This is a genomic window from Streptomyces sp. R-07 (genome assembly GCF_049913175.1).
GTDB lineage: Bacteria > Actinomycetota > Actinomycetes > Streptomycetales > Streptomycetaceae > Streptomyces.
The window spans coordinates 7,125,702-7,150,141 of sequence record NZ_CP183978.1 but is presented as its reverse complement, the minus strand read 5'-3'; the positions used below and the strand labels follow the sequence as shown (position 1 = coordinate 7,150,141).

Annotated in this window: 21 protein-coding genes; 7 read left to right on the top strand and 14 right to left on the bottom strand. The window is 74.0% G+C overall.

The genetic code is table 11. From position 1 onward, the window contains the following. Positions 1-13: 13 nt before the first annotated feature. The 5 genes from ACN9M0_RS32615 to ACN9M0_RS32595 form a co-directional block, all read right to left on the bottom strand. Positions 14-1,222, bottom strand: coding sequence for a histidine kinase (locus ACN9M0_RS32615; protein WP_399701642.1), 1,209 nt, complete (start codon positions 1,220-1,222; stop codon positions 14-16). Beyond that, on the bottom strand, positions 1,219-2,982 hold the full coding sequence (locus tag ACN9M0_RS32610) for a cation acetate symporter (RefSeq protein ID WP_366041130.1): 1,764 nt from the start codon (positions 2,980-2,982) through the stop codon (positions 1,219-1,221). The genes ACN9M0_RS32615 and ACN9M0_RS32610 overlap by 4 nt, the downstream gene beginning before the upstream one ends. 19 nt (positions 2,983-3,001) lie before the next feature. Then, on the bottom strand, positions 3,002-3,388 hold the full coding sequence (locus ACN9M0_RS32605; RefSeq protein WP_366041129.1) for a hypothetical protein: 387 nt from the start codon (positions 3,386-3,388) through the stop codon (positions 3,002-3,004). Between the two features lie 76 nt (positions 3,389-3,464). Next, positions 3,465-4,217, bottom strand: coding sequence for a LytR/AlgR family response regulator transcription factor (locus ACN9M0_RS32600; protein WP_366041128.1), 753 nt, complete (start codon positions 4,215-4,217; stop codon positions 3,465-3,467). 10 nt (positions 4,218-4,227) lie between these two features. Continuing rightward, on the bottom strand, positions 4,228-5,100 hold the full coding sequence (locus tag ACN9M0_RS32595) for an Fpg/Nei family DNA glycosylase (RefSeq protein WP_366041127.1): 873 nt from the start codon (positions 5,098-5,100) through the stop codon (positions 4,228-4,230). Between the two features lie 139 nt (positions 5,101-5,239). On the opposite strand from ACN9M0_RS32595, the gene ACN9M0_RS32590 reads away from it, so the two are divergent. From ACN9M0_RS32590 to ACN9M0_RS32580, 3 genes are all read left to right on the top strand, one after another. Continuing rightward, entirely contained in the window at positions 5,240-5,911 is a 672-nt protein-coding gene (locus ACN9M0_RS32590; protein ID WP_366041126.1) for a response regulator transcription factor, read from the top strand. Positions 5,912-5,970: 59 nt separating this feature from the next. Beyond that, entirely contained in the window at positions 5,971-7,224 is a 1,254-nt protein-coding gene (locus tag ACN9M0_RS32585) for a sensor histidine kinase (RefSeq protein ID WP_366041125.1), read from the top strand. 124 nt (positions 7,225-7,348) lie between these two features. Then, positions 7,349-9,034, top strand: a complete 1,686-nt coding sequence (locus ACN9M0_RS32580; RefSeq protein ID WP_399701628.1) for an alpha/beta hydrolase — start codon at positions 7,349-7,351, stop codon at positions 9,032-9,034. Here ACN9M0_RS32580 and ACN9M0_RS32575 read toward each other — a convergent pair. The 3 genes from ACN9M0_RS32575 to ACN9M0_RS32565 all read right to left on the bottom strand — a co-directional run bounded on the left by ACN9M0_RS32575 (position 9,018) and on the right by ACN9M0_RS32565 (position 13,898). Next, positions 9,018-10,388, bottom strand: coding sequence for a wax ester/triacylglycerol synthase family O-acyltransferase (locus ACN9M0_RS32575; RefSeq protein ID WP_366041123.1), 1,371 nt, complete (start codon positions 10,386-10,388; stop codon positions 9,018-9,020). The genes ACN9M0_RS32580 and ACN9M0_RS32575 overlap by 17 nt on opposite strands. A gap of 98 nt (positions 10,389-10,486) precedes the next feature. Next, positions 10,487-12,583: a SpoIIE family protein phosphatase gene (locus ACN9M0_RS32570; RefSeq protein WP_399701624.1), complete on the bottom strand. Its 2,097-nt coding sequence runs from the start codon at positions 12,581-12,583 to the stop codon at positions 10,487-10,489. Positions 12,584-12,632: 49 nt separating this feature from the next. Continuing rightward, positions 12,633-13,898 (bottom strand): DUF6777 domain-containing protein, encoded by a 1,266-nt coding sequence (locus tag ACN9M0_RS32565; protein WP_426404690.1) that lies wholly within the window; start codon positions 13,896-13,898, stop codon positions 12,633-12,635. Between the two features lie 230 nt (positions 13,899-14,128). Here ACN9M0_RS32565 and ACN9M0_RS32560 point away from each other — a divergent pair, with 230 nt between their 5' ends. Genes ACN9M0_RS32560 through ACN9M0_RS32550 form a run of 3 tightly spaced genes read left to right on the top strand, consistent with a single transcriptional unit; the run spans position 14,129 to position 16,987 of the window. Continuing rightward, positions 14,129-14,998, top strand: coding sequence for a YndJ family protein (locus ACN9M0_RS32560; protein WP_366041140.1), 870 nt, complete (start codon positions 14,129-14,131; stop codon positions 14,996-14,998). Then, positions 14,995-15,537 carry a DUF1990 family protein gene (locus tag ACN9M0_RS32555; RefSeq protein ID WP_366041121.1) on the top strand — a complete coding sequence of 181 codons (543 nt, stop codon included), beginning with the start codon at positions 14,995-14,997 and terminating at the stop codon, positions 15,535-15,537. Before ACN9M0_RS32560 ends, ACN9M0_RS32555 begins: the two co-directional genes overlap by 4 nt. Positions 15,538-15,559: 22 nt before the next feature. After that, positions 15,560-16,987 carry a lipase maturation factor family protein gene (locus ACN9M0_RS32550; protein WP_366041120.1) on the top strand — a complete coding sequence of 476 codons (1,428 nt, stop codon included), beginning with the start codon at positions 15,560-15,562 and terminating at the stop codon, positions 16,985-16,987. Positions 16,988-17,045: 58 nt separating this feature from the next. On the opposite strand, the gene ACN9M0_RS32545 is transcribed toward ACN9M0_RS32550, so the two are convergent. The 3 genes from ACN9M0_RS32545 to ACN9M0_RS32535 all read right to left on the bottom strand — a co-directional run bounded on the left by ACN9M0_RS32545 (position 17,046) and on the right by ACN9M0_RS32535 (position 19,772). Then, positions 17,046-17,216 (bottom strand): hypothetical protein, encoded by a 171-nt coding sequence (locus ACN9M0_RS32545; RefSeq protein ID WP_399701619.1) that lies wholly within the window; start codon positions 17,214-17,216, stop codon positions 17,046-17,048. A gap of 287 nt (positions 17,217-17,503) precedes the next feature. Then, positions 17,504-18,988: an SDR family NAD(P)-dependent oxidoreductase gene (locus tag ACN9M0_RS32540; RefSeq protein ID WP_366041118.1), complete on the bottom strand. Its 1,485-nt coding sequence runs from the start codon at positions 18,986-18,988 to the stop codon at positions 17,504-17,506. A gap of 61 nt (positions 18,989-19,049) precedes the next feature. Next, on the bottom strand, positions 19,050-19,772 hold the full coding sequence (locus ACN9M0_RS32535) for a (2Fe-2S)-binding protein (RefSeq protein WP_366041139.1): 723 nt from the start codon (positions 19,770-19,772) through the stop codon (positions 19,050-19,052). Between the two features lie 259 nt (positions 19,773-20,031). On the opposite strand from ACN9M0_RS32535, the gene ACN9M0_RS32530 reads away from it, so the two are divergent. Beyond that, positions 20,032-21,030: a DMT family transporter gene (locus ACN9M0_RS32530; RefSeq protein ID WP_426404689.1), complete on the top strand. Its 999-nt coding sequence runs from the start codon at positions 20,032-20,034 to the stop codon at positions 21,028-21,030. Here the strand turns inward: ACN9M0_RS32530 and ACN9M0_RS32525 are convergent. The 3 genes from ACN9M0_RS32525 to ACN9M0_RS32515 form a co-directional block, all read right to left on the bottom strand. Then, positions 20,911-22,299, bottom strand: a complete 1,389-nt coding sequence (locus tag ACN9M0_RS32525) for a transglycosylase family protein (protein ID WP_426404688.1) — start codon at positions 22,297-22,299, stop codon at positions 20,911-20,913. The genes ACN9M0_RS32530 and ACN9M0_RS32525 overlap by 120 nt on opposite strands. A gap of 507 nt (positions 22,300-22,806) precedes the next feature. Then, positions 22,807-23,232, bottom strand: a complete 426-nt coding sequence (gene panD / locus ACN9M0_RS32520) for an aspartate 1-decarboxylase (RefSeq protein WP_366041115.1) — start codon at positions 23,230-23,232, stop codon at positions 22,807-22,809. A 563-nt stretch (positions 23,233-23,795) separates the two neighbouring features. Next, entirely contained in the window at positions 23,796-24,416 is a 621-nt protein-coding gene (locus ACN9M0_RS32515) for an SMI1/KNR4 family protein (protein WP_426404687.1), read from the bottom strand. Between the last annotated feature and the right edge of the window lie 24 nt (positions 24,417-24,440).

Here is a 24,440-nt window from a genome sequence, read left to right as displayed (position 1 = left end):
TCCCGGACGCCTTCTAGGGTGCCGAAGGGTGCACGCCCGGACGGTACTTGGGGACCCGTACCGTCACCTTCATCCCGGCGCCGACCCCGGTCTCGATGACGAGCCCGTGCTCCGTCCCGTACACCTGGCGCAGCCGCTCGTCCACGTTCGACAGGCCGATGCCGGAGCCCGCCGGGTGCTCGCCGCGCAGGACGGCGCGCAGCAGCTCCGGGTCCATGCCGATGCCGTCGTCCTCGACCGTCACCACCGCCTCGGCGCCCGCGTCCCGCGCGGCGATCGTGACCCGGCAGCCCCGCTCCCGGTCCTGGAGGCCGTGCTTGACGGCGTTCTCCACGAGCGGCTGGAGGCAGAGGAACGGCAGGGTCACCGGCAGCACCTCGGGGGCGATCTGCAGGGTCACCTTCAGCCGGTCGCCGAAGCGGGCCCCCGCCAGGGCCAAGTACTGCTCGATGGCCCTCAGTTCGTCGGCGAGCTGGGCGAACTCGCCGTGTCTGCGGAAGGAGTAGCGGGTGAAGTCGGCGAACTCCAGGAGGAGTTCCCTGGCCCGCTCGGGGTCGGTGCGCACGAACGAGGCTATCGCCGCGAGGGAGTTGAAGATGAAGTGCGGGGAGATCTGGGCGCGCAGCGCGCGGATCTCGGCCTCCACGATGCGGGTGCGCGAGCGGTCCAGTTCGGCCAGCTCCAGCTGGACGGAGACCCAGCGGGCCACCTCGGTCGCGGCGCGCACGAGGACGGCCGACTCCCGCGAACCGTAGGCGACGAGCGCGCCGAGGACGCCGTCCTCGCCGGTGAGCGGAGCGGTCACCGCCCAGCGCAGCGGGCACGCCGGGTCGTCGCAGCCGCTGTGCGCGGAGCGGCTGCGGCCGGTCGCCAGGGTCTCGGCGGCCTGCTCGGGCACGTGCGCGCGGTGGTGCTCCTCGCCCGGCCCGTCCCAGGCGAGGACGGCTCCCCGGTCGGTGAGGCAGAGCGCCTCGGTGCCGAGCAGCGAGCGGAGCGTGCTGGCCGCCTTGCGGGCGGTCTCCTCGGTGAGTCCGGCGCGCAGCGGCGGCGCGGCGAGCGAGGCGGTGTGCAGGGTGTGGAAGGTGGCCCGTTCGACGGGTGTGCCGAGGTCCGGATCGGCGGCGCGGCCGCCGCGCCGGGCGGCGAACCGGCCGAGGGCGAAGCCCGCGGCGAGCAGCACGGCCCCGGCGGCGGCAGCGGCGGCGAGGGCGATGCCGCTCATCGGCGGGCCTCCTGGGCGGGGACGGTGCCGGTGGTCTTCTCCGGGAGGGTGATCTCCTCCGGGAGGTGGAGCCTGGCGAGGATGGCGGGGGTGCCGGGCGGGACCCGGCGGGGCGTGGCGAGCGAGACGAGCACCATCGTCAGGAAGCCCAGCGGGACCGACCAGACCGCCGGCCAGGCCATCAGGGTGTGCGGCCAGCCCTCGGGCGCGAGCCCGGCCCGGGTCGCCATCACGGCCGCCAGGGCGGAGCCACCGCCCAGCAGCAGCCCGGCCATGGCACCGGGCGGGGTGAGCCGCCGCCACCAGATCCCGAGGACGAGCAACGGGCAGAAGGAGGAGGCGGAGACCGCGAAGGCGAGGCCGACGGCGTCGGCGACCGGGACCTTGGAGGCGACCACGCCGACGGCGAGCGGGACGGCGGTGGCGAGCAGGGTCGCGCGGCGGAAGTGCCGTACGCCCCGGGAGGACGCCCGGGAGGGCAGCACGTCCTGGGTGAGGACCCCGGCGACCGACATGGTGAGCCCGGAGGCGGTGGAGAGGAACGCGGCGAAGGCGCCGGCCGCGAGGAGCGCCCCGAGCAGGTCGCCGAGGAGTCCGCCGAGGATCCGGTCGGGCAGGACGAGCACGGCGGCGTCGGCGGAGCCGGTGAGGGCGAGTTCGGGGGCGTAGATCCTGCCGAGGGCTCCGTACAGGCCCGGCAGGAGGTAGAACGTGCCGACGAGGCCGAGGACGACGAGGGTGGTGCGGCGGGCTGCGCGGCCGTGCGGGCTGGTGTAGAAGCGGACGGCGACGTGCGGCAGGCCCATGGTGCCGAGGAAGGTCGCGAGGATCAGTCCGTACGTGGCGTACAGCTGGTGTCCGTCGCGTCCCCCCGCCAGTGGCTGGGACCAGCCGAGGGGGTCCGTGCCGCTCGCGGCCCTCTCGGGGAGCGTCGCCCCCGGGGCGAAGGCGAGCGAGGTGCCGCCGAGGACGTGATGGGTGCCGGGGGCGAGCGTGACGGTCCGTCCGGTGTACGCGACGGAGTCGACGCTGCCGGTGACGGTCACCGTGAGCGGGTCGCCCAGCCCGATCCGTACCGTGTCGGCGACCTTGACGACGGTGTGGCCGCGCAGCACCGCGGGGGCGTCGAAACGGGCCCGGGGAGCCCCGTCCCCGTACCAGGCGGCGAGCAGGAAGAGGGCGGGGACGAGCAGGGCGGTGAGCTTCAGCCAGTACTGGAAGGCCTGGACGAAGGTGATGCTCCGCATGCCGCCCGCGGCGACGGTGCCGGTCACGACGAGGGCGACGAGCAGCCCGCCGACCCAGTCGGGGGCGCCGGTGAGGATCTCCAGGGTGAGTCCGGCGCCCTGGAGCTGCGGCAGCAGGTACAGCCAGCCGATGCCGACGACGAAGAGGCTGGCGAGCCGCCGGGCCTGCGGGGATTCGAGGCGGGCCTCGGCGAAGTCGGAGAGCGTGTACGCCCCGGAGCGGCGCAGCGGGGCGGCGACGAGGACGAGCAGGACGAGGTAGCCGGCGGTGTAGCCGACCGGGTACCAGAGCATCGCGGGACCCTGGACGAGGACGAGTCCGGCGATGCCGAGGAAGGAGGCGGCGGAGAGGTACTCGCCGCTGATGGCGGCGGCGTTGAGGCCCGGCCGGACGGTCCGCGAGGCGACGTAGAAGTCGGAGGTGGTGCGGGAGATCCGCAGGCCGAGGGCGCCGATGAGGACGGTGGCGAGGACGACGGCGGTGACCGCGGCGACGGCGTAGGTCTGGTTCATGCGGGACCGTTCACCGTTCTCAGCGCTCGACGAGGCCGGTGAAGTCGCGCTCGTTGCGCTCGGCGCGGCGGACGTACCAGTGGGCGATGGCCCAGACCACCGGGTACACGCCGAAGCCGAGCGCGGCCCAGACGAACGCCTCGGGTGCGGGCAGCGCGAGCAGCAGCGGGAGCGAGCCGACCAGCAGGGTGAGGGCCCCGAGGGCGGTGAGGGCGGCGCGGAGCTGGCTGCGCATCAGGGAGCGGACGTAGGTGTGGCCGAGGGTGGTCTGCTCGTCGATCTCGGAGCGGGCCGGCGGGTGGGCGGGGCGCCGCCCGGCGGGTGCGGGAACGGCTCCCGGGCCGTGGGCGGAGGCGTAGGTGACGGTCTCGCGCCGGGGCCTGCGCGGGGGGTGGTGCTCCGGCATCGGCGACCGCTCTCTGACTCGCTCCTTGGCCCGTGGAGTGTACGCAGAGGGGGTGCGGCACCGGTAGGGGTGCCGGTCAGCCGGCGGCCCGCCGCATCAGGAGGTCCCGCAGGTGGCGGGCGTGGCGGCGGCTGACGGCCAGGTCGGTGTCGCCGATCCGTACCGAGGTGGCGCCGGCGTCGAGCCGCAGCTCGTCGATCCGGCCGAGGGCCACGAGGTGGCTGCGGTGGATGCGGACGAAGCCCCGCTCGGCCCAGCGCTCCTCCAGGGTGGAGAGCGGGATGCGGACGAGGTGGCTGCCGTGGTCGGTGTGGAGGCGGGCGTAGTCGCCGTGGGCCTCGACGTAGGCGATCTCGTCGACGGGGACGAAGCGGGTGACGCCGCCGAGTTCGACGGGGATCTGCTCGGGGACGGCCGCGGCGGCGGGCGCGGCGGCGACGTGGACGAGCTCGTGGACGCGGCGTACGGCCTCGGCGAGGCGCTCGCGGCGGACCGGCTTGAGGACGTAGTCGACCGCCTTCAGGTCGAAGGCCTGGAGCGCGAAGCCCTCGTGGGCGGTGACGAAGACGACGAGCGGCGGGCGGGCGAAGCCGGCGAGCAGGCGGGCCACGTCGAGGCCGGTGAGGCCGGGCATGTGGATGTCGAGGAAGACGACGTCGACGGCCTCGTCGCCGTCGGGTCCGGCTTCCAGGGCGCGCCCGATCCTGCGCAGGGCCGCGGTGGCGTCGCCCGCGCCCTCGGCGGTCCGCACCCGGGGGTCGGCTCGCAGCAGGTAGAGCAGCTCCCCGAGGGCGGGCTCCTCGTCGTCGACGGCCAGTACGCGCAGCATGCGCGGGAGTCTATTTGAGGAGTTTCGACAGGCGGCGGTCGGCGAGGGTCTTCCCGTCGGTCTGGCAGGTGGGGCAGTACTGGAGTGAGGAGTCGCTGAAGGAGACCTCGCGGATGGTGTCGCCGCAGACGGGGCAGGCTTGGCCGGTGCGGCCGTGGACGCGCAGGCCGCTCTTCTTCTCGGCCTTGAGCTTGCCGGCGGCGAGGCCGTGGGAGCGTTCGACGGCGTCGTGGAGGGTGGTGCGCATCGCCGTGTAGAGGGCGGCGGTCTCGTCCGGGGTGAGGTTCTGGGTGGGCTTGAAGGGCGACATCTTCGCGACGTGCAGGATCTCGTCGCTGTAGGCGTTGCCGATGCCGGCGATGAGGCTCTGGTCGCGCAGGGCGCCCTTGATCTGGCGCCGTTCGCCGGCGAGGAGGGCTGCGAACTCCTCCGGGCCGAAGTCCTCGGCGAGCGGGTCGGGGCCGAGGCGGGCGACGCCCGGCACCTCCTGGGGGTCGTGGACCAGGTGGACGGCGAGGCGTTTGGTGGTGCCGGCCTCGGTGAGGTCGAAGCCGTCGCCGCCGGTGAGGGCGGTGCGCAGCGCCAGCGGGCCCTTGCCGGGTTTCGGCGGCCCCGAGGGCAGCGGGTCCTGCCAGCGGAGCCAGCCCGCGCGCGCCAGGTGGATCAGGAGGTGGAGTTCTCCGGCCGCGCCCGTGCTGGTGAGGTCGAGGAACTTCCCGTGCCGGCCGACCGCGGTGACCTCGGCGCCCTCGACGGCGCTCAGGGGCGGGTCGTACGTCTTGAGGACGCTGATCGCGACGGGCAGGACGCGGGCGATCTCCTTGCCCACCAGGTGCGTGTCGAGGAAGGCGCGGAGCGCTTCCACCTCGGGCAGTTCGGGCATGGCTCCACCCTGCCGCACCGGGGGTCGGGCCGCGCGCCGGACGGAGATCAGGGTGTGTCCGCCTTGCCACGCACGGCACCGGACGCCGCTCCCTGATCCGGTCTGATCGGCAGGGCACCCCCTGGCTAGGGTGTGCACCGTGCGTGTACTGCTCGTCGAGGACGACGAAGACCTCCGGTTCGGGGTGGCCGCCGCGCTGCGGGCCGCCGGTCTCGCCGTCGACGAGGCATCCGATCTGCCCCGCGCCGACGAGGCGCTGTTCGTCACGGCGTACGACTGCGCGGTCTTCGACCGGATGCTGCCGTCCGGCGACGCCGCCGCCTATGTCGACGGGCTGCGGCGCGGTGGCCGTGACGTGCCCGTGCTGTTCCTGACGGCGCGCGACACGGTGGCGGACCGGGTGGAGGGCTTCGCGAGCGGCGGGGACGACTACCTCGTCAAGCCGTTCGCCGTGCCCGAGCTGGTCGCCCGGGTGCGCAGCCTGTGCCGACGGTCCGCGGTCGTGCGCCCGCCGGTGCACCACGTCGGCGACCTGGAGATCGACACCGCCCGCCGCCACGTCCGGCGGGCCGGGGTGCTGCTCACCCTCACGAGCAGGGAGTTCGCGGTCCTGGAGGTCCTCGCCGCGCGCTCCGACCAGGCGGTCTCGCGCGCCGAGCTGATCGAGAGCTGCTGGGACGAGATGGCCGAACCGCAGTCGAACGTCCTGGAGGTGCTGGTCTCCCAGCTCCGCCGCAAGCTCGGCGACCCGCCGCTGATCCACACGGTGCGCGGGGTCGGCTACCGACTCTCCCCCGACGACGCGCGGTGAGGCCCTCGCGCTTCCGGGGGCCGAGGAGCCGGTCGCAGACGCCGACGCCGACCGCGCGGGTGCTGCGGCTGCGACGCCGGATCAGCCTGCTGTTCGCGCTGACCAGTGCCGTGGGGCTGATCGCGATGACCGTACTCGCCGTGCGCAGCGACAGCGGCCGGTGGCGGGAGCAGCTCGATCACGCGATGGACGCGGACACCAGTTGGGCCCTCGGGCTCCTGGAGACCGACGAGGAGGGACGGCTGGCAACCGACGTCCTGGCGGAATCGGTGGACACCGCGTGCCCGCCCCTGACGGTGCTCCTCGTGGACGGGGACGGCTCGGGCGCGCTGACGGTCGAGCGCGCGCCGACCCGACCGTGTCTGACCGTGAGCCGGGCCGTGGTCCTGGAGGCGGGCCGTGCGGCGGTGCGGACCGACGGCGTACGGGCCTTCGACGCGCGTACGACGGACGGCGATGCGGTGCGCGTGTTCGCGCAGCCCTTCTACGCGCCGGAGGCGGCGGACGGCGAGGGACCTCAGGGCGTGCTCGTGACCGTGGCCGACGCGACCGCGCAGCGGGACGACCACCGGCGGCTCGTGTGGCTGGCGACGGGCGGCTGCGCGGTGCTCGTCCTGCTGTCCGCGGCCGTGGGTCACGCCCTGTCGGGCCGGGCGGTCCGGCCCGCGCTCGCCGCACTCGACCGGCAGGAGGCCTTCCTCGCGGATGCCGCGCACGATCTGCGGACCCCGGCCGCCTCGCTCCGGACGCTCGCCGAGACGGCGCTGCGCGGCGAGACGGACAGCGCGGACGTGCACCGGCGCACGCTGCGCCTGGCGGAGGGGATGGGCCGGCTGGTCGACGGGCTGCTGACCAGGGCCCGGCTCATGTCCGGTACGGCCGCGGTGGCACGGCAGCCGCTGCGTCTGGACCAGTTGGTCGAGGCGGTCGTCGATGTGGCCTCCACGGAGGGCCACCGCGTCCGGGTCGAGGCCGAGGACTCCGTCGTGGTCGCCGACCCCGACCTCGTACGCCGGGCCGTCGGCAATCTGCTGGACAACGCGCTCGCGCACGGCCACGCGCCGGGCGAACCGGCGGACGTGCTGATCACGGTGGCCCGGGACGGGGCGCTGACGGTCGAGGACGCGGGTCCCGGCCTGCCTCCCGAGGTCGCGGGGGCGCTGTTCGAGCGGTTCCGCAGCGGATCCGGGTCCACCGGCCTCGGTCTCTCCATCACCGCCTGGGTCGCCCATGCGCACGGCGGCACGCTCACGGCGGGGCGCGGCGAGCACGGCGGGGCCCGGTTCGTCCTGCGGCTGCCGACGTCGGACTGACCGAGAACCGGCCGAGGGCCCCGTCCATCCGGCCGAGGGCCCCGTCCATCCGACCGAGGGCCTGTCCATCCGACCGGGCCCCGTCCCCGACGGATCGTCCTCAGCAAAACCTCAGCATCCTTGCGTGACCCTTCCCTGGACCGACCATCCAGGGGAGTTCCTCGTGTTCCGCACCACCGCCCGCCGCCGGGCCCTCGTCCTCGCCCTCGCCTTCCTGGGCACCACTTCTCTGGCCGCCTGCACGGTCGGGCCCGGCCAGGACGGGAACCGGCCGCGGTCCTCCGCCGTCCCCGCCGACCCGGCCGCCCGCCCCGACCTGCGGCGCTTCTACGGCCAGAAGCTCGTCTGGCGGCCCTGCGGCGACGTCCAGTGCGCCTCGCTCACCGTACCGATGGACTACTCCCGTCCCGGCGACGGCAAGACCTTCGTCCTGCCGGTGGCGAAGGCCGCCACCGCGGTGCCGGGGAAGCGCGTCGGCTCGCTCGTCCTCAATCCCGGCGGCCCGGGCGAGCCGGGCGCGAAGCTCGTCAAGGACGGCGTCGCCGACGACATCGGCCGGGGCGTGCGCGAGCGGTTCGACGTCGTGTCCTTCGACCCGCGCGGCGTCGGCGAGAGCAAGCCCGCCCTGACCTGCCTCACCGAGGACCGGGCGGAGAAGGAAGCCTCCGCCACCGACGAGGCGCCGCTCTACCCCCACACGGACGCAGAGCGCGCCGAGGCCCTCGCGGGGGCGCGGGCGCAGGCCGCCGCCTGCCGGAAGGCCAGCGGTCCGCTGCTCCCGCATGTCGGGACGGACGACGCGGCGCGGGACCTGGATGTGCTGAGGGCCGCGCTCGGCGAGCGCAGGCTGACGTACCTCGGCTGGTCGTACGGCACCAGCCTGGGGACCTCGTACGCCGAGCAGTTCCCGCGCCGCGTACGGGCGATGGTCCTGGACGGAGCGGTCGACCCGTCCCTGGACTGGCGGCAGCGTGCGCTCGGCCAGTCGACCGGTTTCCGGAACGCCGTCGAGAAGTACGCCGACACCTGTGCCGACCTGGTCGGCGAGGGCTGCCCCGGTGCCTCGCCCGAGGAGATACGCGCGCTGATCGACCGGCTGATCGAGCGGACGCGCCGCGAGCCGCTGCCGGTCGACGGCTCCGATGAGGGTCTCGACGCGGCGGGCCTGGTCTCCGCGCTCAGCCTGTCCATGTACACGCCGGAGGCGCAGTGGAAGGGCCTGTCCGAAGCGCTGCTCGCGGCGGACGACGGGGACGGTACGAAGCTGGCGGCCCTGGCGACGGGCGACGAGGCGACCCCGGACACGGACACGGACGGCGACACCGACACCGAGGAGGACTCGGGCGCGGGCGCCGACGCGGCCCCCTCCGAAGCGCCCGCGAGCGACGTACCCGAGGACAACAGCGAGGCGGCCCTGATCGCGGTCAACTGTCTCGACGTCCCCCACCCGCGCGACGCACAGGCCTACTGGGACACGCTGGCCCCCGCCGACAAGGCCGCGGGGGTCTACGGCACGTCAGGGGTGACGAGCGAGCTGGTCTGCAAGGACTGGCCGGCCGGCACCGAGCGGCCGCACCGGGTGCACGCGGCCGGTGTCCCGCCGGTCCTCGTCGTGGGCACCGCAGGCGATCCGGCGACGCCGTACGACGAGGCGGTGAGCCTGGCCCGCCAGTTCCCCGGTGGCATGCTGCTGTCCTTCGAGGCCTCCGGGCACACCGGGTACGGACGCGACGCCTGCGTCGGCGAGAAGGTCGAGGCGTATCTGGTCTCGCTCACGAAGGTCCGCCCCGGCACTACGTGTGCGCAGTAGCGTCCGGCGGGGCGAGCAGGTCGAGTTCGGCGGTGAGCGCGGCGGCGAGCGCGTCGAGGTCGGGGACGGCCTCGCCGTCGGCGACGAGGCCGATGTGGACCTGGCCGCCGTACGGGGACATGGCGACGGCGAGGGACTGGCCGCGGGCGAGCGGGGCCATCGGGAAGAGCGCGCGGAGCGGCGCGCCGCCGAGGGAGAGCGCGGAGCGGGGCAGCGGCACCTGGGTGACCAGGAGGTCGAAGAGGAGGCAGGCGGCGCCGGCGGCGAGGGGGGCGCCCAAGCGGTGGGCGAGCGGGTGCAGTTGGTCGGCGAGGAGGGCGACGGCGCCCGCTCCCCGGAAGGGGCCGGCGGCCTTGTTGCGGTCCATTTCGCCTCGGACGGCGGCGAGTCGCGCGGCCGGGTCGGGTTCGTTCACCGGCAGGTCGACGAGGTATCCGGAGAGGCTGTTCCCGGGACCGGCCGGGGTGCCGGGGCGGCGGCGGGAGACCGGGACGAGGGCGCGGGGGTCGGCGCCGGGGAGGGGCAGGCCGCGCCCGTCGAACCAGCGGCGCAGGGCGCCGGCGACGAGGGCGAGGAGGACGTCGTTGGCGGTGCCGCCGGTGCTGCGGCGGATCCGGTGGACGCGGTCCAGGGGCAGGGTGACGGTGGCGATCCGGCGGGTGCCGCTGGAGTCGGCGGCGAGCGCGGTGGCGGGGCGTCCGTCGAGGCGGCCGGCGCGGACGACGGTGGAGCCGACGACCGAGGCGCCGACCTCGACGGCCCTGCCGAGGTCGCCGAGGCGGTCCCGGGCGATGCCGAGGAGGCGGCCGGGTCCGGGCAGCCAGGAACGCGGGGGGACGGGACGGGCCCGTCCGGCGGGGCGTCGGCCGGCGGCGATCTCGTCGAAGATCCCGGCGCCGATGGCGACGGCCCGCATGCCGTCGGCGAGGGCGTGGTGGAGTTTGACGAGGACGGCGAAGGAGCCGTCGGGGGCGCCGCTGAGCAGGTACATCTCCCAGGGCGGCAGACCGCGGGCGACGGGGCGTTCCATGAGTTCGGCGGCGAGCCGGGCGGTCTCGGCGGGGAAGTCGATGCCCGGGAGGGCGATCTCGCGGACGTGCCGCCGCACGTCGAAGTCGGGGTCGGCGCTCCAGGCGGCGCCGCCGACGGGGAACAGGACGTCGCGGACGCGCATCCGGAGCCGGGGGACGGCGGCGGCCCGGCGGGCGAGCAGCTCCAGGATGTCGGCCGGCTCGTGTCCGTCGGTGGTGGGCGGGGGGCCGAAGTGGGAGAGGGCCCCGAGGTGCAGGGGGTGTTCGGTGGATTCCAGGTGCCAGAAGGCCAGGTCCAGGGGTGCCAGTAGCTCGCTGCTCACGTTGTCCTCTTGTCCTGCACGGTGAGACCGGTGAACGGAGTCAATCTCATACCGTCAGTTACGGTCAAGTACGATCAGTTCACGCTCAGTTAACAAGTTCAGTGCTCCACGGTGAACTCGCACCACACGCACTTGCCGCCGCCCCGTGACTCCACGCCCCACACGTCGGAGATCCGGTCGACCAGGAGCAGCCCCCGGCCGGAGACGCCCGCCTCCCCCGCCTCGCGGCGGCGGGGCAGGGCGCTGGACCGGTCCTCCACCTCGACCCGCAGCCGCCGCGGGGGCCCGGTCAGGATCCGCAGGGTCACGATCGCCCCGCCGTCGGTGTGCATCAGGGCGTTGGTCATCAGCTCGTCGGCGACCAGTTCGATCTCGTCCGCGCGCTCCCCCGCGCCCCAGGCCCGGACGGCGGCCCGGATCATGTGCCGGGCCGAGCTCAGCGCCTCCGGGTCGTTCTGGGCCACGTGCTGCTGGAAGCGGCCGGTGCCCTGCGGGTGGTACGTGCCGTGGCGGCGCAGCAGCAGGATCGCGACGTCGTCCTCGCCTCCCCGGTCGGCGACCACGTCGCACAGGTGGTCGGCGAGCTCCTTGAGGTCGGCGGGGCCGCGCCGGACGAGGGAGGAGAGCCACTGGAGGCCCTCGTCGAGGTCGGCTCCGGGCTTCTCCACGAGCCCGTCGGTGTAGAGCATCAGCGTCTGGCCGGGGTCCAGCTCCAGCGTGGTCACCGGATAGTCGAGGCGGCCGAACTCCGCGGAGAGCCCGAGCGGCAGCCCGCCCTCCACCGGAAGTCTGCGGCAGCGGCCGTCGACCTCCCTCATGAGCGGGTCGACATGGCCGGCGCGCACCACCTGGACGACGCCGGTGGCGAGGTCGACCTCGGCGTACGTGCAGGTGGCGAAGCGTTCGGTGTCGAGTTCGTGCAGGAAGACCGAGGCCCTGGCCATGACCGTGGCCGGGGGGTGGCCCTCGGCCGCGTAGGCGCGCAGCACGATCCGCAGCTGGCCCATGACGGCCGCCGCGTGGGTGTCGTGGCCCTGGACGTCGCCGATGACGGCGCCGACCCGCCCGCCGGGCAGCGCGATGACGTCGTACCAGTCGCCGCCGATGTCGCGGCCGAGGCGGGCCGAGCGGTAGCGGACGGCGGTCTGGGCGCCGGGCACCTCGGGGATCCGGCGGGGCAGCATCGCCTGCTGGAGCCCTTCGGCGAGGTCGTGCTCCTGCTCGTAGAGCATGGCCCGCTGGAGGCTCTGGGCGATGCTGCTGCCGAGGGCGACGAGCAGGGTCCGCTCGTCCTCGCTGAAGCCGGTCTTGTCGCTGTAGAGCAGGCCGAGGGCGCCGATGGGGCGGGCCTGGGCGATCAGCGGCAGATAGGCGGCGGCGGTGATGCCGAGTCCGCTGATGTGCGGCCAGAGCACCGGGAAGGAGTCGGCGAAGTCCCGGGCCGAGTCGATGAACCGGGGGCGCAGGGTCCGGATGACCTCGCTCATCGGGTACGGCTCGTCCACCCGGGTGAACCGGGTGCCCGGCACGAAGGCGCCGTCGGGTCCTTCGGCGACCAGGTGGATCCGGCCGGCGTCGAGGAGGCCCATGACGAGGCTGGCCGCGCCGAAGTGTTCGAGCGCGTGCGAGTCGTTGAGCAGGTCGATGACGTCCTGGACGGTCCGGGCGTAGGCGAGGGCCGCCGTGGTGCCCTCGACGACGCCGGCGCGCCGCCGGCGCCCCTCGTCGAGGCCGAGCCGGGCGGCGGACTCGGTGAGTTCGTGGGTGGCGTCGCGGAGGATGCCGATGATGCGGACGGGCCGGCCGGTGTCGTCGCGGTGGACCATGCCCTGGGTGTGGGTCCACTGGTGGCTGCCGTCGCGGCGGCGGATGCGGAAGTACGCGCCGTACTGCTCGCTGCCGTCCTTGAGCGCCTGCGCGACGAGGGTGTCGAGCTGGCGGCCCTCGTCCGGCAGGACCCGCGAGCCCAGGGTCTCGGGTCTGCCGTCGTACTCCTCGCGGTCCATGTCGAAGACGTCGAGGGCGGCGTCGTCCATGGTCATGGTCCCGGTGAGCAGGTCCCAGTCGAAGCCGCCCATCCGGAAGGCGGAGCCGTAGTCGGCCAGGATCCGAGCCCCGGTCCCCGGCCCCTCCGGCTCCTCCGGCGCACGGCGCACCCGCGCGATCGCCTCCCCGCCCCCGTTGCCCGCGTTCATGGGGCCACGCTAGGCGCAGCCCCGCGCGGGCGCACCAGGAAGATCCGTTTCACCCCTGGAACGTCTGCGGCTGGTCGGGTGCCGGACCGGCCGGGAAGAGCTCGTCGGGCGGCAGCGACCCGTCCGGGACGGTGGGCGGCTCGCTGGGGGGCTCGGCGAAGGGGTCGGTGAAGGGATCGGTGTACGGGTCGGGGTACGGCTCCGTGGACGGATCGGGGGTCGGCTGCGCCGGCGGCTCGGTGCTCGTGCCCCCGGGCCCGGACGGGTCGGGACTGTCCGGGAGCGGGTCCGTGGGGGCGGGCCGGACGGGGTCCGGGGAGACGGGCGGCGGTACGGGGGAGGCGGGGTCCGGGGAGGTGCGGTGGCCGGGGGCGGTCGGGTCGGGCGTGCCGGGATCGGCGAGGGCGCACGTGTCGGGGTCGCAGGCCGGCTCCACGGCGGGCTGCCGGTCCTGGTCGCCGTCGCTGCCGGTCCGCCGCTCGATCCAGGTGCTGTCGGTGGTGTTCACGATGACCAGGCTGGTGACGACGGAGGTGGTGGGCCGGACGACGATCACGCGGTCGGGGTCGAAGCCGTCCCACGGCTCGCCCTGGTGGACGCCGCTCCGGTCGGCGGCCGGGCTGCGGAGCGGGTTGCCGCAGGCGCAGCGGACGCGCGGGGAGCCGTACTGGTCGACGAGGACGGCCGTACCGGTCTGCAGGACGGACTGGAAGGCGTTGGCCCGGCCCTCGCGGTAGCCGTGGCTGGTGACGCGGGTATCGGCGCGCAGGGCGACCGGGGTCAGTCCGCGGAGCCAGCCGGCGACGTTGGTCTCGGGGATGCCGGCGGCGTCGGCGAAGGCGCGCGCCTTGGCCGGGTCGGCGGCGAGGAAGGCGACCTGCCGCTCGACGTCGCAGCTGCCGACCGCGCGCGTGCCGCCGTAGAGGCCGGGGGTGGAGCCGGTGACCTCGCGGATCTGCCCCGCGCCGTCGCTCGGTTCCCGGTCATGGGCGGCGGGCGGCGCGGTGTTCCGGACGGTGGAGGCGGTGAAGGGGTCGGGTCCCCGGTCGCCGAGGGCCTGGAGGATGACGTCCTGGACGGGGGCCGCGGCCGGTTCGCCGCCGGTGCTCTCCCAGGCGGTGGAGCAGCCCGTGAGCAGCAGGGCCGAGACCAGCGCGGCAGCCGCCGGGCGGGCCCCGGCGGGCGGGGTCGGGCGGGAGGCTCCGGTGAGGGGGGTCGGCCCGGCCCCGGTGGGCGGGGTCGGGCGGGAGGCCCCGGTCGTTCGCGGCGTCCGGGCGGTGGGGGTTCGCCACGTCCGGCGGAGGGATGAGCGCACCTGGTTCTCCCGACTTTCTCTCCCCCGGGCCCGGCGCCCGGTTGCGGCCAGTCCCTCATGTCTGTCGCAGCGCGTACGGCCCCGCAAGCGGAGGGCGGCCGAGCGGGTCGGACCGTCGGCCGAGCTGGTGACGGCCGGGCCGGAGATCGCACTTGAACACGTTCAAGAAAGGCCCTACGCTCAGCATGGCAGTTGAACGCGTTCAAGTCGGGGGGTGTCGCATGACCGCGCTGTCGGTCCTGGTGAGTCCGGTCGTGATGATCGGCATGTTCTGGGTCGTCCCGACGGGGCTCGCGCTCCTCGACGGCCCCCGGCCGCCGGGCTGGGACCGGCTCCGGCGGGCCTGGCCGCTGCTCGCCGTCCCGGGAGCCCTGGCCCTCTGGCTGCCCCGCTCCGGAGCCGCCACCGCGCTCGCCGGCGCCTATGCCCTCGCCACCCTGGCGCTGGCCCTCCAGGCCCCGGCCCGGCTGATGCTGACGCGCTCGCTCCGGCCGAGCGAGATCGCCGTCCTCACCGCCCTCGTGGCGCCGTCCGTCGCCGGCCTCGCGCTCGTCGCCGAACGGGCCTCGTACCCGCTGTTCGGCTTCGACCTGGACATCCTCGCCCTGACCGTCCCGCACTTCCACTTCGCCGGCTTCGCCGCCGCCCTGGTCGCCGGACTCGTCAGCCGCACCTCCGACGGGCCCGCCTCCCGCATCGCCGCGCTCAGCGTCCCCGCCGGCACCCTGCTCGTCCTGCTCGGCTACTTCGTCGACGACTGGGCGGAGCTCGTGGGAGCCGTGGTCCTGACGGCCGGCATGGCGGCCGTCTCCGTGCTGACCCTGCGGGAGCGCCGCGAGCTCGCCGCCGACCGCCTCACCCGGGGCCTGCTCGCCGTCTCGGCCCTGGTCCTCGTCGTCACGATGCTGCTCGCGCTCAGCTGGGCGCTCGGCGAGGCGACCGGACTTCCGCACCTCTCCCTGACCTGGACGGCCGCCACGCACGGCCTGGGCAACGCCCTCGGCTTCGCCGTCTGCGCGCTCCTCGCACACCGCCGCCTCCGTGCGGACCGCACCTTCCCGTCCCTTCCGACCCGCCCGCGAACGGAGCTTCCGGCATGACCCGCCTGACGCACGACGTCTCCCGGCCCCGACCCCGCCTCACCTACCGCGAGGTCGGCGCCACCAGCACCCCTCAGACGCTCCCCGAGGGCTACCACCACCTGCGCCACAGCGCGGTCGTCGGCCACGGACGGGCCGCCTTCGAGACCGCCGGCGCCGCCGTCACCACCTGGCGCATGCACCGCTCCTCCGGGGCGCGCGTCCGCGCCGATGCCGACCGCGCCGATCCCGGCGCCCGCCTGGTGGTGTCGCTCGGCGCGGGACCGCTCCGGATCGGCGTCCCGTGCTCGGTGATCTGGACGGCGTACGAGCAGGACCGCACCGGCTTCGCCTACGGCACGCTGAACGGGCACCCGGAATGCGGCGAGGAGTCCTTCGTGGTCACGCTGGAGCCCGACGGGACGGTCCGCTTCACGGTCACCGCCTTCAGCCGGCCCGCCGCCTGGTACACCCGGCTCGCCGGGCCTCTGATCCCGCCGCTCCAGCTCGCGTACGCGCGCCTTCTCGGCCGCACCCTCGCGCGCCTCGTCAGGACGTGACCCCGGGCCGATACTGGTAGGGATGGAGTGGTTCACGGCGCCCGACCTGTGGCTGAGCCGGATCGTCTTCCAGCGGGGCCTCGCCGGGCTGTACTGCGTGGCGTTCCTTTCGGCAGCCCTCCAGTTCCGGGCGCTGATCGGGGAGCGCGGCATGCTCCCCGTACCGGAGTACGTGCGCCGGACCCGGCCCCGCCACGCGCCCTCCCTCTTCCACTGGCGCTACTCCGACCGCCTCTTCGCGACGGTCTCCTGGTCCGGCGCCGCCCTCGCGCTCGCGCTGATCGCGGGCGCCGGGGACGCCGTGCCGCTGCCGGTCTCGATGCTCCTGTGGCTGGTGCTGTGGGGGCTCTACCTGTCGATCGTGAACGTGGGGCAGACCTGGTACTCCTTCGGCTGGGAGTCGCTGCTCCTGGAGACGGGGATCCTGGCCGTCTTCCTCGGCAACGACGAGACGGGCCCGCCGATCCTCGTCCTGTTCCTGCTGCGCTGGCTGCTCTTCCGGGTCGAGTTCGGCGCCGGGCTGATCAAGATCCGCGGCGATCCCTGCTGGCGGAACCTGACCTGCCTCTACCACCACCACGAGACCCAGCCGATGCCCGGCCCGCTGAGCTGGTTCTTCCACCACCTGCCCCGCCCGCTGCACCGGGTGGAGGTCGCGGCCAACCACGTCGTCCAGCTGGTCGTGCCGTTCCTGCTCTTCACCCCGCAGCCGGTGGCGACGGTGGCGGCCGGTCTGATGGTGGCGACCCAGCTGTGGCTGGTGCTCTCCGGCAACTTCGCCTGGCTCAACTGGATCACGATCGTGCTCGCGCTCTCCGTCGTGGACGCCTCCCCGCTCACCGGCCAGCACCCCCAGCCCGATCCTCCGCTCTGGTACGTGGTCGTGGTGGTCGCGATGACCGTCTTCGTCCTGGTGCGGAGCTACCGCCCGGCGCTCAACCTGCTCTCCCGGCACCAGGCGATGAACCGCTCGTACGACCCGTACCACCTGGTCAACAGCTATGGCGCGTTCGGCACCGTCGGCCGGGTCCGGGACGAGATCGTCGTCGAGGGCACCGAGGACCCGGTGCCGCACCGGGGTACGGTCTGGCGGGAGTACGGCTTCAAGGGCAAGCCGGGCGACCCGCACCGGCTGCCGCGCCAGTTCGCCCCGTACCACCTGCGGCTCGACTGGCTGATGTGGTTCGCCGCGCTCTCCCCCGGGTACGCGCGCGAATGGTTCGGGCCGTTCGTCGAGCGGCTGCTCGAAGGCGACCGGGACACGCTGCGGCTGCTCGCCCACAACCCGTTCCCGGACGCGCCGCCGGCCCTCGTCCGCGCGCGCCTCTACCGGTACCGGTACACGACCTGGCGCGAGCTGAGGGCGACCGGGGACTGGTGGCACCGGACGCTGGTACGGGAGTACCTGCCGCCGATCCGCCTGCGGGAACCCACGGACACCACCCGCTGAACGCGCCGGTGCCCCCGGGCCGGAAACGGCCGGGGGCACCCGGGGTGAAGCGTGAGGATCAGTCGATGCCGGGCAGGATGTGGGGCTCGGCGAGGTCGTCCTCGTAGCCCGCGAGCCGGATCGGGGCCGCGTGGGCCCACACGTCGAGGCTTCCCAGCTCGCCGTTCCGGCGCGGCCGGTCGTTGCGTTCGGCCGGTCGCGGTTCCTGCTTCGTCAGTTCGGGTGTCACCGCGCACTCCTTTGTGTCGCGTACCTGTGGGACAAGTGCCGGTCGGTCGCGGTGGCGCCGGTGGTGGCGGGACCGCGGCCTTGGTGGCAGGCCTGTCCCGGGAAGGCCGTGAGGACGGTGTGTCTCCTCGGTGGCCGACCGTGGTCATCAGAGTAACCAAATGAGCGCATCCGCGCTCTACCGGGCTCCAAAGTGTGACGCGATCGGGTGAACCAAGCCGAAAGAGCGCCCCACCAGGCCGGTGAGGCGCTCTTGCCAGGACTGCGGGAACCGCTGTACGCGGCGGTCTACCAGTTGGCGGGGGCGTAGTCCTTCAGGAAGCAGCCGTACAGGTCCTCGCCGGCCTCGCCCCGCACGACGGGGTCGTACACCCGGGCCGCGCCGTCGACGAGGTCGAGCGGGGCGTGGAAGCCGGCCTCGGCCAGGCGCAGCTTGTCGAAGTGGGGGCGCTCGTCGGTGATCCAGCCGGTGTCGACCGAGGTCATGAGGATGCCGTCGGTCTCGAACATCTCCTGGCCGCTGGTCCGCGTCACCATGTTCATCGCGGCCTTCGCGGCATTGGTGTTCGGGTGGCCGGCGCCCTTGTAGCCGCGGCTGAAGACGCCCTCCATCGCGGACACGTTCACGACGTAGGCGCGGCCGCTGGCCGCCTTCTTCGCCGCCTCGGCCATCACCGGCCGCAGCTTGCTGATCAGGATGAACGGCGCCGTGTAGTTGCACAGCTGCGTCTCGAGCAGCTCCACCGGGGAGATCTGCTCGATGCTCTGCACCCAGGTGTTGGTGTCCACGACGTCCGGCACGAGGCCGCCCGCGTCGATGGCGGTGCCGTCGAGGTGGCGGGCGATGCTGGCGTTGCCCGCGACCAGGGCGAGGTCGGCGACCTGCTGCGCCTCCAGGCCGCTCGCGCCGACCGGCAGCGAGGAGCCGCTCACCAGCTCGCCGACCGCGCCCGAGTTGAAGGCGCCGATGACGTGGTGGGCGGGGAGCTCGCCGGCGGGCAGCGGGGCGGCCTCGCCGTCGACGAGCGCGGCGTAGGCCGAGGGCAGCCGGCGGACGGTCTGCGTCGCGTTGTTGATGAGGATGTCCAGCGGACCGGCCTCGGTCATCTGGTCGGCGAGCGCGACGGCCTGGGCCGGGTCGCGCAGGTCGATGCCGACGACCTCCAGGCGGTGCATCCAGTCCGCGGAGTCCTCCATCGCCTTGAAGCGGCGGATGGCGTCTTTGGGGAAGCGGGTGGTGATGGTGGTGTGGGCACCGTCGCGCAGCAGCCGCAGCGCGATGTACATGCCGATCTTGGCCCGGCCGCCGGTGAGCAGCGCGCGCTTGCCGGTGAGGTCGGCGCGCGCCTCGCGCTTGGTCCGGTTCTCCGCCGCGCACTTCTGGCAGAGCTGGTGGTAGAAGTAGTCGACCTCGACGAACCGCGCCTTGCAGACGTAGCAGGAGCGCGGACGCTGGAGTATCCCTGCGATCCGACCCTCCTCGGTGACGGAGGAGGGCAGCAGGCCCTCGGTCTCGTCGTCGATGCGCTGCGCGGAGCCGGTGGCCGTGGCCTCGGTGACCGCCTTGTCGTTCGCGGTCTTCGCGGCCCGGCGCTCCTGGCGGCGGCGCTGCTTCACGGTCCGGTAGATCCCGGCGGTGGCGCGCCGGACGGTGATCGCGTCCGGGTGGTCGACGTCGATCTTGTCGAGCTCGTCGAGGACGCTCAGGCAGACGGCCAGGCGCTCGGGGTCGATGCCCGGCCCGTAGTCCTGGAATTCTTCGGTCACCGTCATGGCCTTCGGGTTCCTCGTTCGCTCGTGTCGTCGCTGTTCGGGGGGTCTCGAAGTAGCAACTTTACGGAGCGGGGGGCCGCGCCTCCAAACCCGTTCGGGGGGCGTGGTCGAAGACACAGTCGCCGCACAGCCCTCCGCCCGGGCAGCGGTAGTAGAGGCAGCAGCTGGTGCGGCGCAGCCGGGGGCCGCGGACCGTCCCGGCGAGGTCGGGGTGGTCCAGGAGCCCGGAGACCAGGACGGCGGCCCGTACGGCCACCTCCGGGCGCCCCTGGACGCGCGCCCAGCGGGTCAGCTCGCGCAGGGCGCCGGCGAGGGCGGAGCCGGCGTTGCCCCAGAGGAGCCGGGCCGAGATCCGGCCGTCGCGGCGCAGCGCCGCGTGGAGCGGTACGAGATGGGCCTCCTGGACCGCCGCGCGCAGCTCGTCCACGGTCGCGGGTCGGGTCGCGGAGCCCGCCCACCACAGGTCGTCGGGAGAGGACAGTGCCCCGTCCCAGTACAGCTCGGCGGGGTCGAGAGCGGGGAAGCGGCCGTGGATCGCGGCGGGGCCGAGGGCGGTGGACCAGAGCCGGGCGGCGAGCCCGAGGTGGGCGACGGAGGCGCCGACGCGCCGCTCGGGGGCGCCGGTCCGGGCGGTGACGTGGTCCACGCGCGCGGTGAGGGGGCCGTCCTCCCCCGCGTACAGGCGGGCGAGCGGGCGGTGCGCGCCGCCGGTCGCCGGGGCGCTCGTCCGCAGGGCGAAGAAGCCGCCCGGCGATCCGCCGTCGCCGCTCGCGCCGAGATCCATGCGCACGCCCTCCGCCCCGGAGTCCTGTGATCTGTGGTCGGCTCTCACCGTAGCTGCTCCGGAAACTTCTCCGGCGTCCCCCGAAGCCTCCCCGAAAGCCCTTTCGAAACGAGCGGAAAGGCCGCTTTGCACCCGTTGTGACCTGCACGGGTGTACATCCCGGGGCGTATGCGGGGCCCGCGTACTGCGTCGGTGGTACCCGCGAAGACGTCCCCTGGTACGACGACGCGAACGGCCTGGAAGAGAGATCGTGGAAGGTATGAGTCCACTCATGCTGTCCGTCGCCCTGGCCCTGGCCTCCGCGGTCGCCTACGCGGCCGCGGCGATCGTGCAGGAGCGGGTCGCGGCCTCCGCCGGGGGCCCGCGCTACGCGCCGCTGCGCAGCCCGGCCTGGTGGGTGTCCGTCCTCCTCAACGGCGTCGGCGCCACCCTGCACGTCGCCGCCCTGGCGTACGGGCCGCTCAGCCTGGTCCAGCCGCTGGGTGCCCTCACGATCGTCTTCGCGCTGCCCATGGCGGCCCTGTTCGTGGGGCGCAGGGCAGGGCGGCGGGCCTGGCGCGGCGCCCTCATGGCCACGGTGGGTCTCGCCGGGCTGCTGAGCCTCACCAGCGGCACCGAGGCCGGATCCCTGGCCGACGGGGAACGATGGCTGCTCGCGGGCACCGCCTTCGGCGCGGTGGCCGCCCTGTTCACCGTCGCGCACCTGGTGGGCCGGTCCGTGCTGCGCAGCGTCGTGCTCGCCGCGGCGGCGGGCGTCTCCTTCGGCATGGCCTCGGTCCTCACGAAGGCGGTGGCCGAGGAGTGGACGCCCCGGGCCCCGCTCGCCGAGTGGACGGGGCTGCTCGTCCTGTCCGCGTTCGCCGTGACCGGACTGCTGCTCTCCCAGGCCTCGTACCGGGGTGCGGGGCTCGCCGCCCCGCTGGCCACCGTCACGGTGGTGAACCCGGTGGTCGCGGCGGCGGTGGGCCTGACCCTGTTCGGCGAGAGTTTCCGCTACGGCGCGGCGGGCACCGTCGCCGCGCTGATCTGCGGCGCCGTCGCCGCGGGCGGTCTCGTCCAGCTCACGCTCGACCGCATGACGACCGCGCCGGAGTCCCTGTCGGTGTCATCGGCGCCGTCGTCATCGGATGCGCCGGTGTCAGACGGAGACTCCCCGCGCCCTGAGGTAGGCCAGGGGGTCGATGTCGGAGCCGTACCCGGGACCCGTCCGAATCTCGAAGTGGAGGTGCGGTCCCGAGCTGTTGCCGGTCGATCCTGAGCGCGCGATGCGCTGACCGGCGTGCACCCGCTGGCCCTCGCGGACGGTGAGGGCGGAGAGGTGCGCGTACTGGCTGTAGCGGCCGTCGTCGTGGCGCAGGACGATCTGGTAGCCGTACGCGCCGCCCCACCCCGCGGAGACGACCCGGCCGCCGGCCACGGCCTTGACCGAGGTGCCGGTGGGCACGGGGAAGTCGACCCCGGTGTGGTAGCCGCTGGCCCAGGAGGAACCGCGGGTGCCGTAGCGGGTGCCGATGTCGGCGGAGACGGGCGCGGAGTAGCTGTCCTCGGTCCGCTGGGAGACGGGCTTGGTCGTGGGCTTGTGGCTGGGCTTGTGGCTGGGTTTGGTGCTCGGCTTCGGCGTGTGCTGGGTCCGCGGCTTGACCACGGGCTTCGGGGCCGGCTGGGTGTGCGGCTTCGAGGTGTGCGGCTTGGCCACCGGCTTCGGGGCCGGCGTGGTGTGCGGCTTGGGGTGCGGCTTGGCCACGGGCTGCGACGGAGTGGCCTTCTCCGGCCTGTCCGCCTTCTCCGCCTTCTCCCGCCTCTCCGGCTTCTCCGGCTTCTCCGCCTTCTTCGGTGCCGTGATGCGCAGGGTCAGGCGCTGGCCCGGGAGGATCAGGTCGGGGTCGTCGCCGACGACCCGCCGGTTGGTCTCGTACAGGCGCTGCCAGCCGCCCCGGACGTGCTCCTCGACGGCGATCTTCGACAGGGAGTCGCCGGGCGTCACCGTGTACATCTCGCGCACGGTGGGCACGGTGGTCGGGCTCGCGCCGCTCGCCGCCTGTTCGGTTAAGAGGCGCTGCCCCGGCAGGGAGGCCGTACGGACCGCGTTCCCGCCGCCGGTCGGCTCGGCCGCCGTGGCGCGCCGGGGGGTGACGTCCGGCGCCTCGCCGCCCCGGGCGGGTTCCGAGCGGGGGCCGCAGGACGGCCAGGCGCCGGGGCCCTGGCTCTTCAGGACGCGTTCGGCGACGGCGATCTGCTGGTCCTTGGAGGCGAGGTCGGCGCGCGGCGCGTAGTGCGTGCCGCCGTACCGCTCCCAGGTGGACTGGCTGAACTGGAGGCCGCCGAAGTAGCCGTTGCCCGTGTTGATGTGCCAGCTGGAGGAGGACTCGCAGGACGCGACCTTCTCCCAGACGTCGAGCGAGGCGGCCTGTGCGGCGCCCGCGCCGATCAGCGGCAGCGCCATTCCGGCGCCTCCCGCCGTGACGGTGAGCGAGGCACGGTTGATCCGGCTCGGCTGGTGGCGGCGGTGACGTCCGCGTACGGCCATGGGCCCCCCTTGAACACAGCAGCAGCCGTCCAAGTTAGGGGTGGCGCACGCTCCGTGACAAGGGCCGCGCGAAACCTCAAGCCCCTTCTGTCACCTTCGCGTTGGATCCGGTCACCCGCCGGCGGGGCCGGGTTCGGGCTGAGGTTCGGGTTCCGGTACGGGCCCGCCCGGCTGGGGCGCCGGGGCGGGTTCCGGCGGGACCGGCACCGGGTTGGGCGGAGGCACGGGCGGCGGCGAGGGCACGGGCGGCGGGATCGGCGACGGGGGCAGCGGATCAGGGGAAGGGTGGGTCATCACGGACCTCTCGGTCGACGGGATCTCCCTCTCACGGGATCTCCCATTCACGGGGGCTCCCATTCACGGGGGCTCCTACACGGGGGCTTCCCTTTCCAGGGTGGCCCCGCCGCCCCGCCCACGCCCGCCGGATCCCGTCCTTCGGGTCACCCGGCCCCCGCGAAGGGGTCGGGTGACCCGTAGGTCACGAGAGGTACGTCGGCACTCCCCGGCTCAGACCTGGGCGGGCACGGCGTGCGGGCCGCGCACCGTGTCGCTCCCGGGGACGGGCGCGGACGCGTCGCTGCCCAGCTCCACGATGCGGTTGTCGCCGTCGACGTGCACGACGCGCGGCACGAAGGTCCGCGCCTCGGCGTCCTCGACCTGCGCGTAGCTGATGAGGATCACAAGATCACCGGGGTGCACGAGGTGGGCGGCGGCACCGTTGATCCCGATGACGCCGGAGCCGCGCTCGCCCTCGATGACATAGGTCTCGAGGCGGGCCCCGTTGTCGATGTCGACGATGTGGACCAGCTCACCGGGCAGCAGGTCCGCCGCCTCCATCAGGTCCGCGTCGACGGTGACCGAACCGACGTAGTGCAGGTCCGCCTGGGTCACGGTGGCGCGATGAATCTTGGACTTGAACATCGTACGTATCATCGAGGTACTCCTGGACATAGGCTCCCTGCCTGCGTTTTTGCAGGTCAAGGGCTGTTTGCTCACCCTACAACGAGTCGCTTGTCCGGGCAGCGTTCCCCAGGTTCCCCAGGACTCACGCTGACCACTTGCCGACTCCCCTGACGCTTCGTCAGATCATGGCAGGGGGCTGCGACGATCCTCCCGCACCCCACAAGCCTACGCAGCACTCTCCCGGCTGCATCCGTGATCACCGTCACGTGCCCCGGCAGGACGCGAGGCTCGCATGGGCGGGGTGGGGTGGGTCAGCCGCGCAGCGCTTCGGCCGGTTGCACGGAGGACGCACGCCGGGCGGGATGGACCCCGGCCACGACTCCGGTCGCCAGGCCGATCAACGGGGCGGTGGCCAGGACCCCGGGTACATGACCGGGGTCCAGTCCCTGACCAGTGCCACCACCAGGACGGCGAGCGTGCCGGGCGTCCCGCATGACGCGGCCGGCCCGTCGCGACGCATGCCTGTGAAGAGACGCATGCCTGTGAAGAAGGGGGTGCGAGAGACCTCGCACCCCCTTCCCTTCGCGCCGGGGTCAGTCCCCGAACATCCCCGCGTACGGGTCGGGCTCCCCCGTCCACGGGTCGAGGCCCGCCTTCGTCCGGCGCTGCTCCTCACGCCGGTTGAGGAAGGTCGATCCGTCCTTCCCCCACAGGGAGCGGTCGCCGAGGGGACACGACTCGAACTCCGCCCGCAGCACATGGACGAGGAACTCGACCATGCCGCAGTCGTAGCGCCGCCACAGGTTGGCGTTCCTGTCGTGCACCAGGACGGGCCATCCGGCCGGGTCGGCGCCCGAGGCGTCCCAGCACAGGATGTCCGCGCTCGCGTCCGCACCCCAGGCGATCAGTTCCGGTGCGGCGTCGGCCAGCTCGGGCGACCTGGGTACCTTCGTCCAGGCGAGGGTCGCGTTCGCCGTCTCCTGGACCATGCCGCCCGTCGCGCCCGGGGTCCGTTCCCCTCGGGGTTCGGGTTCCTGGACGACCAGGTAGTTCTCGATCGTCCCGGCCCCGTACACCTCGATGAACCGGCGGTAGTCGGCGGGAAACTCCCTGCCCCACGACTCGCTCATCCGGGCCCAGTCGACCGACGTGTCGCTCTCGGCCGTGGGCGGCATGAGCCGGCGCAGCTCCTCCAGTCCTTCCACCTCGGTCATCTCCTCCTCCAGTAGGCGGGCCGG

What these genes read in the sequence shown, in the direction of transcription:
- ACN9M0_RS32615 (WP_399701642.1), bottom strand. Translation starts at nt 1,222, where the DNA reads ATGAGCGGCATCGCCCTCGCCGCCGCTGCCGCCGCCGGGGCCGTGCTG.
- ACN9M0_RS32610 (WP_366041130.1), bottom strand. Translation starts at nt 2,982, where the DNA reads ATGAACCAGACCTACGCCGTCGCCGCGGTCACCGCCGTCGTCCTCGCC.
- ACN9M0_RS32605 (WP_366041129.1), bottom strand. Translation starts at nt 3,388, where the DNA reads ATGCCGGAGCACCACCCCCCGCGCAGGCCCCGGCGCGAGACCGTCACC.
- ACN9M0_RS32600 (WP_366041128.1), bottom strand. Translation starts at nt 4,217, where the DNA reads ATGCTGCGCGTACTGGCCGTCGACGACGAGGAGCCCGCCCTCGGGGAG.
- ACN9M0_RS32595 (WP_366041127.1), bottom strand. Translation starts at nt 5,100, where the DNA reads ATGCCCGAACTGCCCGAGGTGGAAGCGCTCCGCGCCTTCCTCGACACG.
- ACN9M0_RS32570 (WP_399701624.1), bottom strand. Translation starts at nt 12,583, where the DNA reads ATGAACGCGGGCAACGGGGGCGGGGAGGCGATCGCGCGGGTGCGCCGT.
- ACN9M0_RS32555 (WP_366041121.1), top strand. Translation starts at nt 14,995, where the DNA reads ATGACCCGCCTGACGCACGACGTCTCCCGGCCCCGACCCCGCCTCACC.
- ACN9M0_RS32550 (WP_366041120.1), top strand. Translation starts at nt 15,560, where the DNA reads ATGGAGTGGTTCACGGCGCCCGACCTGTGGCTGAGCCGGATCGTCTTC.
- ACN9M0_RS32540 (WP_366041118.1), bottom strand. Translation starts at nt 18,988, where the DNA reads ATGACGGTGACCGAAGAATTCCAGGACTACGGGCCGGGCATCGACCCC.
- ACN9M0_RS32535 (WP_366041139.1), bottom strand. Translation starts at nt 19,772, where the DNA reads ATGGATCTCGGCGCGAGCGGCGACGGCGGATCGCCGGGCGGCTTCTTC.
- ACN9M0_RS32530 (WP_426404689.1), top strand. Translation starts at nt 20,032, where the DNA reads ATGAGTCCACTCATGCTGTCCGTCGCCCTGGCCCTGGCCTCCGCGGTC.
- ACN9M0_RS32525 (WP_426404688.1), bottom strand. Translation starts at nt 22,299, where the DNA reads ATGGCCGTACGCGGACGTCACCGCCGCCACCAGCCGAGCCGGATCAAC.
- panD (WP_366041115.1), bottom strand. Translation starts at nt 23,232, where the DNA reads ATGATACGTACGATGTTCAAGTCCAAGATTCATCGCGCCACCGTGACC.
- ACN9M0_RS32515 (WP_426404687.1), bottom strand. Translation starts at nt 24,416, where the DNA reads ATGACCGAGGTGGAAGGACTGGAGGAGCTGCGCCGGCTCATGCCGCCC.